General features: G+C 54.2%; 10 protein-coding genes and 1 pseudogene. 8 read left to right on the top strand and 3 right to left on the bottom strand.

Features of this window, described 5'->3' with window-relative positions:
- Window positions 1–449: 449 nt before the first annotated feature.
- The 5 genes and pseudogenes from MWU60_RS17075 to MWU60_RS17055 all read left to right on the top strand — a co-directional run.
- Window positions 450–611, top strand: a pseudogene (locus MWU60_RS17075) (glutaredoxin); the annotation flags it as partial.
- 73 nt (window positions 612–684) lie between these two features.
- Window positions 685–1,119: a cytochrome c gene (locus tag MWU60_RS17070; protein ID WP_247228588.1), complete on the top strand. Its 435-nt coding sequence runs from the start codon at window positions 685–687 to the stop codon at window positions 1,117–1,119.
- A 27-nt stretch (window positions 1,120–1,146) separates the two neighbouring features.
- On the top strand, window positions 1,147–1,488 hold the full coding sequence (locus MWU60_RS17065; protein ID WP_247228587.1) for a copper resistance CopC family protein: 342 nt from the start codon (window positions 1,147–1,149) through the stop codon (window positions 1,486–1,488).
- Window positions 1,489–1,490: 2 nt separating this feature from the next.
- Window positions 1,491–2,339, top strand: a complete 849-nt coding sequence (locus MWU60_RS17060) for a CopD family protein (protein ID WP_247228586.1) — start codon at window positions 1,491–1,493, stop codon at window positions 2,337–2,339.
- An 81-nt stretch (window positions 2,340–2,420) separates the two neighbouring features.
- The gene (locus MWU60_RS17055; RefSeq protein ID WP_247228585.1) at window positions 2,421–2,846 is read left to right on the top strand and encodes a cytochrome c; all 426 of its coding nucleotides are present in this window, start codon (window positions 2,421–2,423) and stop codon (window positions 2,844–2,846) included.
- 27 nt (window positions 2,847–2,873) lie between these two features.
- Here MWU60_RS17055 and MWU60_RS17050 read toward each other — a convergent pair whose 3' ends face one another.
- Window positions 2,874–3,389, bottom strand: coding sequence for a Crp/Fnr family transcriptional regulator (locus MWU60_RS17050; RefSeq protein ID WP_247228584.1), 516 nt, complete (start codon window positions 3,387–3,389; stop codon window positions 2,874–2,876).
- 118 nt (window positions 3,390–3,507) lie between these two features.
- Between MWU60_RS17050 and MWU60_RS17045 the strand changes: the two genes are divergently transcribed.
- A complete protein-coding gene (locus MWU60_RS17045) occupies window positions 3,508–4,029 on the top strand; it encodes a hypothetical protein (RefSeq protein WP_247228583.1) in 522 nt (173 codons plus the stop codon).
- Window positions 4,030–4,379: 350 nt separating this feature from the next.
- On the opposite strand, the gene MWU60_RS17040 is transcribed toward MWU60_RS17045, so the two are convergent.
- Complete coding sequence (locus tag MWU60_RS17040; protein ID WP_247228582.1) at window positions 4,380–5,402, bottom strand: permease; 1,023 nt, start codon at window positions 5,400–5,402, stop codon at window positions 4,380–4,382.
- An 85-nt stretch (window positions 5,403–5,487) separates the two neighbouring features.
- Here MWU60_RS17040 and MWU60_RS17035 point away from each other — a divergent pair, with 85 nt between their 5' ends.
- Together MWU60_RS17035 and MWU60_RS17030 are read left to right on the top strand one after the other, a co-directional pair.
- Window positions 5,488–6,345, top strand: a complete 858-nt coding sequence (locus MWU60_RS17035; RefSeq protein ID WP_247228581.1) for a LysR substrate-binding domain-containing protein — start codon at window positions 5,488–5,490, stop codon at window positions 6,343–6,345.
- Window positions 6,346–6,722: 377 nt separating this feature from the next.
- Complete coding sequence (locus tag MWU60_RS17030; protein WP_247228580.1) at window positions 6,723–7,619, top strand: helix-turn-helix domain-containing GNAT family N-acetyltransferase; 897 nt, start codon at window positions 6,723–6,725, stop codon at window positions 7,617–7,619.
- A gap of 138 nt (window positions 7,620–7,757) precedes the next feature.
- Here MWU60_RS17030 and MWU60_RS17025 read toward each other — a convergent pair whose 3' ends face one another.
- The gene (locus MWU60_RS17025) at window positions 7,758–8,519 is read right to left on the bottom strand and encodes a histidine phosphatase family protein (protein ID WP_247228579.1); all 762 of its coding nucleotides are present in this window, start codon (window positions 8,517–8,519) and stop codon (window positions 7,758–7,760) included.
- Between the last annotated feature and the right edge of the window lie 17 nt (window positions 8,520–8,536).

Genomic DNA, 8,536 nt, shown 5'->3' with positions numbered 1-8,536 from the left:
ATTGGTTCAACAACCGGCGCTTGCTGGAACCCATCGGGAATATCCCGCCTGCAGAAGCCGAGGCAAACTTCTACGCGGCTCTGGAAAGATCAGACATGGCCGCGTAACTAAGACAAATCAGCCTCCGGCAAACCCGGCGCGGTTCAAGGTAACAATTTCATTGGGTGCGCCGAAATGCGCACCTAAATTCTTAGAGATCTCGCTGTGAAGGGTGGAGTAGTATTGGGGTCAATTCCGGTAGGGGGCAGGATAGTATCTTAAGCAGCCATTGGCTGTGCACGCGGCGAAATCTTACTGCGAGCCCACACTCCCGTTTTTCTGTAGCGCAGCGAATGTCAGCTACGCAGAAATTTGAACTTCAAGCAAGATAATCGATGATCGGACAGTCAGGCATGTGGTCACCACGGCAAGATGTCACCAGATGCGCCAACTCATCATTTAGGAACTGAAGCATCGGCGCGATCAGTGTGTTCAAGGCGGTCTACATCGACATCCGGGAATTCAAATGCGCCTGTGTCGGCGGCGACAGCAAAGTCCCATTGGGGTTCGTGTCTCTTACCGAAAACCTGATGATGGTCGGCATGGCGATCTGGATGCTCTCAAAGCTGTGAAAACAAATCGTTTGACCCTCCACCAACAGGAAGGATTATCGGTGTTAGAAAGAAGTAAGGGTCAGTGCAGTTTATGAAATCGACTATCGCAATTGCCGCTATTCTGGTTGCGGGTGGCGTGGGCTACGCGATGTGGCCCGCACCACCACAGACAACCACGACTGACACCGCTATCAATACGGAGAACGGGGTCCTCGCCAATGTGCTATTGCCCGAAACGTTGTCGCAGAATGCCCAGATCGGGCAACTTGCATTTGAAGCCAAATGCGCGGCTTGCCACGGACTGAATGCGGCGGGCCAAGATGGTGTCGCACCGCCACTGGTCCACGTCATTTATGAACCGAGCCACCACGGTGACGAAGCGTTTCAACGGGCTGCTGCTATGGGCGTTCGGGGACATCACTGGCCGTTTGGTGATATGCCTCCCGTTGAGGGCATAACACGGGGCGATGTCACGATGATCATCGCCTACATTCGGGAACTGCAACGTGCCAACGGGATCAACTGATCCCCAACAACAATACTGGAAACAACAATGAAGACTTTTCTACTCGCAGGCATGATAGGAATTTGGGCAACAGGTGCGATGGCACACTCACCCCTAGACGCAACGACACCAGCCAATGAGGCGACAGTAGCTGAGATGCCGACCGAAGTTTTGATGGACTTCAAAGGTGACATTCGTCTGACGCGGGTCTCTATCACACATGCCGACACGCACAGCATGGACATGGACCTCGGCGAACAAACAGCATTCACGCAGGAGTTTGCATTGCCGATGCACGACATGGGTGCAGGTGTCTACGTGGTTGAATGGCGCGGACTTGGGGATGATGGCCATGCTCTGAACGGTACTTTTAGCTTCACCGTTGAATAACGATGCCTGATGCATTCGGTCTTGCTGCAATCATCACGAAATTTGCGCTTTATCTTGGTGTGATGTCTGCGGCTGGCACGGTCATGGCCACATGCATGTTTCGGCTGGATCGCACTCGTGGTTTGGCCGTGGCATTCGCAGTTTTGGGGTTGATGGCAACGATCCTCGCCTTTTCACTGCGCGGTGCCAATCTGACGGGCGATGTCAGCGGCATGACCGATCCTGAGATGCTGGGCCTGTTGTGGACCACACCTGTAGGCACGGCTTTGCTGTTACGTTTGGTGGGACTTGGACAGTTGATCGGTGGCCTGTTCATAGGCCGTGTTGGGATTTGGGTCTCGGTGGTGGGTGGTGTCATCGCGGTTTGGTCATTTGATCACGTCGGACATGTCTCTGGCCGTGAGACCACTCTGCTCGACATTGCTTTGGTGTTGCATTTGCTGGCCGTTGCCCTCTGGATCGGGGTTCTCATGCCATTGAAACGACTGGCATCATCGTCAGCCACCTATGCGTCGGCTGCGGAGATGGGGCATCGGTTTGGCGTTGTCGCTTCGGTCACTGTCCCTGTGTTGATCATCGCTGGTGGCTACATGGCTTATGAACTGGTGGGCTCGTTCTCTGCGCTCATTGGCACAAGATACGGGCAGGCATTGATCGTCAAAGTGCTGCTGGTTGGTTTGCTTTTGGGTCTGGCCGCTGCCAACAAACTTCGGTTCATACCTGCGCTACGTGCTGGCGATCCAGCCGCCGCAGGCCACCTCTCCAAATCCATATCAGTCGAATGGTTGGTCATCCTTGCCGTTCTGGGTACGACTGCTGTTTTGACAACAAATCTGACTTTACCGACATGAGGCACCACATGGACAAACGACACGTCTGGGCTGTCATCTCAGCCGCGCTGTTTGCGGGATGCGCACATGGGTAAATGTAGCATGAGGTGGTTCATCCCAATCCTGCTGTCGTTGGCCTCCACAGCCGCTGCTGATCACAACTGGGAACACCGCGACATCGTTGCGGGTCAAAGCCTGTATGCGGACAACTGCGCTTCGTGCCATGGAGCAAAACTTGAGGGACAGCCGAACTGGCAATCCCCTAATGCTGATGGTGTGCTACCAGCCCCGCCTCATGACGGGACGGGCCATACATGGCACCACTACGACGAACTGCTGTTCGAATATACTAGGCTCGGTGGCGCTGCTGCTTTGGAGGTCAGGGGAGTAACGGGGTTCAACAGCGGGATGCCAGCATTTAACGAAACACTCACCGATGAGGAGATTTGGGATATCCTCGCTTACATCAGGTCAACTTGGTCTGAGCGGGAACGCGAAGTCCAAGCAAGTAGGAACCCACCGCACTGAGCGCACAACTACACGATGAACATGTTGTCACCTTGGCAGCGCATATTTCCCACGACCAACGCGGACCATAAACTCATCATCACACAGCCCCCGAAGTGCGCGATAACAGGCTTCATGGCTTAGATTGATGCGGGTTGCCAATTCGGTCACAGTTGAATCGAGATAACCCGCTTGAACCGCAGCTAAGATGCGTTCCTTGGCTGATGGAATTGCCAGCAACTCGATATGTGCGCGGTACTGTTGGACCTGAACGGCAAGTAACCTTGTGAAGCCCTCAGAGAACGTTGGATTGGATTGCATCGTTGCAACGATATCTGCCTTTGCGATCTTGATGACGCTCCCAGCCTCGCTGCAAATCGCATCGCAGTGGTAGGTCGCTGAGAAGACTGATGCCTCGGCAAACAGCCCGCCTGACACTGCCCTGTGTAGGGTCAAGGTGTCACCATCCAGCCCAGTGCGTTGCAGCGTCACGCATCCAGAGTCGACACGGTAAAGCCCTGATGTCGTCTGGTCCTGGCGGAACAGTACGTCACCCTTTTGCATGTCTATTGTGCGACAAGCAGTAGCGGATAGATGGGAAAAAGGATCAAGAGGCATATGATCCAAATCATAAAGGATCAGAGCGAAGTTGGATAGGTTAATCAAGAAATAGGAGTGTTCAATGAAACTAGGTCTTTTATCCGCAGCGATGATGTTCGTCGCAACCAATGCGATGGCCCAACATATGCATACGTTGGGGTCACCAAGCGAAACGGGGCAATCCCAGTTCGCAGTGATTGCCGAGATCGTAACGCTGTTGCGTGACGATCCCGAAACGGATTGGGCGCAGGTCGATATCAAAGCCTTGCGTGATCACCTTGTGGATATGGACAACGTGACAACAAGGGCGTCGGTTGAGCGGACGGTCGATGAGACGAGTGTGACGTTCATGGTCACGGGCGATGATGTAGTTGGAGCTTCAATCAGACGCATGGTGTTGGCACACAGCCCGATGTTGCAGGGAACATCAGATTGGACCGTGACCGCTGCGCAAATAGAAGGCGGTGCATCGATGCTGGTTCAAGTCGGGTCAGACGAAGAGTTGAGCCAGGTGTTGGGATTAGGTTTCTTTGGGCTGATGACAATCGGTGCGCACCACCAACAGCACCATCTTATGATCGCGAAAGGGCGATCACCTCACTGAACGTCAGTCAAAAGCCGACCTCCAGAAATCAATGTGGAAAGGTCGCTTTGTCCCGCATCTTACCAGTTCGCGCGCCGCGCAGCGAACCGCGCTGTTTCTCGAACCGGTCACTCGTGTTTTGTGCGGCGAATGCTACTGAAGAGCCCATTGTGTGAATTCGGTTTTCCTGCTGCATGCGCTCGCAGCGTGGAAAATGCTGCGTCAGCGTAAAATTCGGTGCTGCCGCGCAGCGGGGAAACCAGCCATTCATGCAGAGCGCAGCAAAGATCAGAGGTCGAACTCACACTGTGCGGACATTTTTACCATTCGTTGCGAGTGCGGCAATAACCGCTCTTGGTAGGTACAGCTCTCTAAACCACCCACTCAAAAACATATCCCGCTGCCAGCGAGCCCAGAACAGCCAAGGCGAGATATAGCAAAAAAGGTTTCAGTTTCAGGACCGGGGCAATTGCCAAGGCTCCCCAGATGCTGACAACACCACCTGAGATCAAAAAGGCCATGGCAGCACCCTCTGACATGCCGTTTTCAATCAGACCGCGGGTCAAAGGAAGCGCGGCGTAGCCATCGATATAGGCCGGTGCTCCGACAAAGACGGCTGCAGGTATGGCCCACCACTGATCCTCCCCGACATATGCGGCGAGCGATCCCGGCGTTAGCGCGGCATTCAGCGCATACTCGGCTGTGAATGCAGGGATCAGGCAAATCAGGATGAGCCGCGTTGTTGCCCAAAATTGTGTGCTGAACGACCGCCGACGCGCCTCATTTCTCCAAACCCAAGGGTCGAAGGTCTGATCCGCTCCACAACGCGCAGCGCTCAGTTGGCGGGCCAACCCGTTGTCACGAAGCGCGTTCAACGCCCAACGTGTCTTGGCAAACAGTCCGGTGATCGCACCGCCAAAGATACCCAAACCAAAGGCTGCGAGCGTTTTGCCAATCGCAAAGCTCAGACCAAGGGTCGCGGCCGTCGTAGCAAGCATCGCTGGGTCTGTGATCGGGGATGACAACCAGAACGCCATAATTGGGGCCAGCGGAACACCCGCTGCCAACAGTCCAGCCATCAATGGCAATACCGTTACGCCACAGACTGGAGTAATCGCGCCAATCAAAGAGGCGGCCACCACCGTTCGCAGCGTCCTGCCCTCGAATGCGCCAGCAATGTGCGCATCTGCTCCGCTGGCGATGATCCACGCCGCAAGAAGAATGCCCGGAATGACGATAGGGGCAACGACAACCAAACCCCACAGGACGAACTTGGCAGCATTCCATGAGTGTTCCGGCCAAGCAAAACCTATACCTATCAACAGGAAAAGGCATATGCTCCACAGTATAGATTTCTTGTTGGATTGTCGGCGGGCAACTGTCTGATTGGACATTGGATACTCCTCTGACCTTGAAAACTAGCAGTCAGCATGGCATGTGTGAAACGAATAGTTTAAATTTCAGATATTGGAAAAACAGATGGATAATCTTGACAGCGATTTGCTGCGCACCTTCGTCGCCGTAACTGAAGCAGGCAGCGTTACGGATGGTGCTGCCCGCATCCATCGATCACAATCCGCCACCAGTCTTCAGATCAAGCGCCTCGAAGCTATCCTCGGGCAACCCGTCTTTGAACGGCATGGGCGCGGCGTTGTCCTAAGCGACACGGGCCGCCAGTTGCTGCCTGTGGCACTGGAAGTCACCGCACGCCTGGATACCGTGCTGCGGGACATCTCCCAAAATACTGTGACAGGCAAATTACGCGTGGGTATTCCTGATGATCACGGCCGGGCCAAGCTGGCGGAGATCATCGCGTCCTTTACCCGTCACAACCCCAAAGTCGAGTTGGATGTGACCTGCGCGTTGAGCACACATTTCCCTGATGCGCTGGACAAAGGAGCACTCGACCTTGCAATTTATGAGGTGGAATGTCCCAAAGAACATGAAGAAGTGCTGATGGAAGATCCGACGTGCTGGGTGTCGTCTGCGCATCGGGAATTCCCTGCTGATGATGACCTGCCAGTGGCCTTGTTCGATCACGCATGCTGGTGGCGCGACGCCGCAATCAATTCCCTGAAAGCCCGTGGAAAGCCATACCGCATCGTCTATTCCAGCCAAAGCGTCTCTGGCGTGATCGCAGCAGTTGAAGCCGGGATCGCAGTCGGCCTGCTGGGCCGCTCATCGTTGCACTCTGGCCTGTCAGTCAAGAGCAAAATTCTTGGCTTCGGAAATACGCCTGCCTCGAAGCTGGTGATGGCAGCAAACGGGTCACGGGAGGCCGGACCGCAGGATGCGATGAAAGCAGCTATCCGTGCCGCATATTTGACCACGGTCTAGACCAGCGGCCGTTCGTGCACCTTGCAGCATACGTTAAAATGGGCTCTTTGCGGTCATGCAGTGTCGCAGCGATACCTGATTTTTGGCCGTCCCGAGAACAACCATTGAGCCATGCAGGCGCGTCCTGCGCCAAGGCGTTCAAAATATTGGGGTTTCTAAGTTGATTCCTGCATTGCGCGTCATTCCCCCTCTGACAGCCGTCGTTCGGAATTTTCCGACGAGCGTCGGGTCCGAGCCCAAAGTTCTAGTTTGTCGCGTTGCGGCGAATGTCCAGTGTGTACTAGACAGGTTTAAGATATTAGTTGTAATATACAACCATGAATCAAACACTCACAACATCCCGTATCGACGAAATGCGCGCAGCTTCACGACATATCGTGCGCGAGCTTGGCTTTATGCAGAAGGGATTGGCTGGCACAGAGCTGTCTCCATCGGCCGTGCATACGATTATTGAGCTTGGATATGGCACAGTAGCCAATGCGAGTGACCTTGGCTCGCTTTTGCATCTGGAAAAGTCTAGTGTCAGCCGCCTTGTTCAAAAGCTGGAAAATGACGGTCTGATTGAGGTGAGGCCTGACCCAATTGATAAGCGCTCCCGCGTTCTTTCGTTGACGCAGAATGGGCAAAACCTACTCGACGAAGTCGAAGGGTTCGCGCGGCGGCAACTTCATTCCGCCTTGGATGTACTATCGGCAACCGACGTCTCTCAAATTGAATCGGGTCTCATCCTGTTTGCAAAGTCTCTGAGCACAAGAGGCGAGCGAGTGACGGACGCAGTGCCGGGCGTCGAGGTACAGGAAGGTTACCGTTCGGGCGTCATCGGTTCAGTCGCGCAGCTGCACGCCACCTTTTACTCAAAACACTACGAATTTGGCGCTATTTTCGAGCGTAAAGTTGCCTCTGAAATGTCGGAATTTATGGGTCGCATCGACAATCCTTTGAACACGACATTTTCTGCCTACGTCGGCGATGAGCTGCTGGGGTCTGTCTCTCTTGATGGCGAGGATTTGGGCGACCGCGTTAGCCATCTGCGGTGGTTCATTGTCAACCCAAGAGCGCAGGGTATGGGCATTGGAAACCTTCTGATCGACAAAGCTACCGCCTTTGCGGATGACAACGCTTTTGATAGCACGCGCCTGTGGACGTTCAAAGGGTTGGATGCCGCACGGCATCTATATGAGAAGCACAGCTTCACGCTGGCCAATGAGACACCTGGAATGCAGTGGGGAACAGAAGTGATCGAGCAGGAATTTGTGCGTCAACGCGGTGCCTAATGCGGCGTGTTCTTCCCTATGTTGCTGCATCCTTCACGGGCATACAGGTTGGCGTCTACCAAAAAAGTCAGATGACTGCATTGCGCCCAAAATACCGGTTGCTGCATTTTGCGCAAACGACCACCTTTTGCTGCGTCGTTATTCGACGAACACTTCGGTCCGGTTGCGCAGCTCGAAAAAACCATCTTGAGGCTCGTTCAGTTGGAATACCTGTTGCTGGGACAGGTCAGCATAAATGCCGCGAAAAACTCGGGAGGTCAGGCCGTGACAAACAACCAGGTTTGTTGCAGCCAGTGATACCTCTTCATACCATTTAGATACGCGCGCATTCACATCGGCGTACGACTCCCCCGACGGGGCTGGGACATTCCATTTGTCTTCCGAGCGCGCCTGCCATTCTTCGGGGTAACGCGCTTTAATCTCGGAGGTGGTCAATCCCTCCCATTTACCGAAGCTACATTCCATCAATCGAGGCTCATAGATTATCGCCTCCTCGGATAGCCCAAGCTCCTGGACCATTATCAAAGCTGTATGCCGTGCGCGCCCAAGTGGGCTAACGAAAACGGCAACTTCTCCGTCCAGAGAAAGATGAAGCCGCAGTCTACTTGCATTCTCTTCGGCCTGAAGCTGGCCTCGTTCGGTCAAGGGCGAGTCCAGGTGCCCCTGTCGCCTGCTTTGTGCGTTCCACTCGGTTTGGCCGTGGCGAAACAAGTAAATGTCGGCGTTCGCATTCATGTTTTGACAAACCTGTGTGTGTTTTGCCCAAACGCGGTGTTCTGGGGATAGAAGAATGTTATTCGTTTGCTTGCTCAATGCAAAGCTGCCGTTGGCGCATTCGCAGCGAAATGGCGCTTTGTCCGCAAAGCAGGCATTCCCAATTGATAAAAAAAGGCGGTCCAACAGGACCGCCTTTTTTT

The sequence above is a fragment of the Yoonia sp. F2084L genome, assembly GCF_023015625.1.
Taxonomy (GTDB): Bacteria; Pseudomonadota; Alphaproteobacteria; order Rhodobacterales; family Rhodobacteraceae; genus Yoonia.
This window is presented reverse-complemented; position numbering and strand designations above follow the sequence as displayed.

Coding starts and splice junctions, on each gene's coding strand:
- MWU60_RS17070 (WP_247228588.1), top strand. CDS start 685: ATGAAATCGACTATCGCAATTGCCGCTATTCTGGTTGCGGGTGGCGTG.
- MWU60_RS17065 (WP_247228587.1), top strand. CDS start 1,147: ATGAAGACTTTTCTACTCGCAGGCATGATAGGAATTTGGGCAACAGGT.
- MWU60_RS17060 (WP_247228586.1), top strand. CDS start 1,491: ATGCCTGATGCATTCGGTCTTGCTGCAATCATCACGAAATTTGCGCTT.
- MWU60_RS17055 (WP_247228585.1), top strand. CDS start 2,421: ATGAGGTGGTTCATCCCAATCCTGCTGTCGTTGGCCTCCACAGCCGCT.
- MWU60_RS17050 (WP_247228584.1), bottom strand. CDS start 3,389: ATGCAAAAGGGTGACGTACTGTTCCGCCAGGACCAGACGACATCAGGG.
- MWU60_RS17045 (WP_247228583.1), top strand. CDS start 3,508: ATGAAACTAGGTCTTTTATCCGCAGCGATGATGTTCGTCGCAACCAAT.
- MWU60_RS17040 (WP_247228582.1), bottom strand. CDS start 5,402: ATGTCCAATCAGACAGTTGCCCGCCGACAATCCAACAAGAAATCTATA.
- MWU60_RS17035 (WP_247228581.1), top strand. CDS start 5,488: ATGGATAATCTTGACAGCGATTTGCTGCGCACCTTCGTCGCCGTAACT.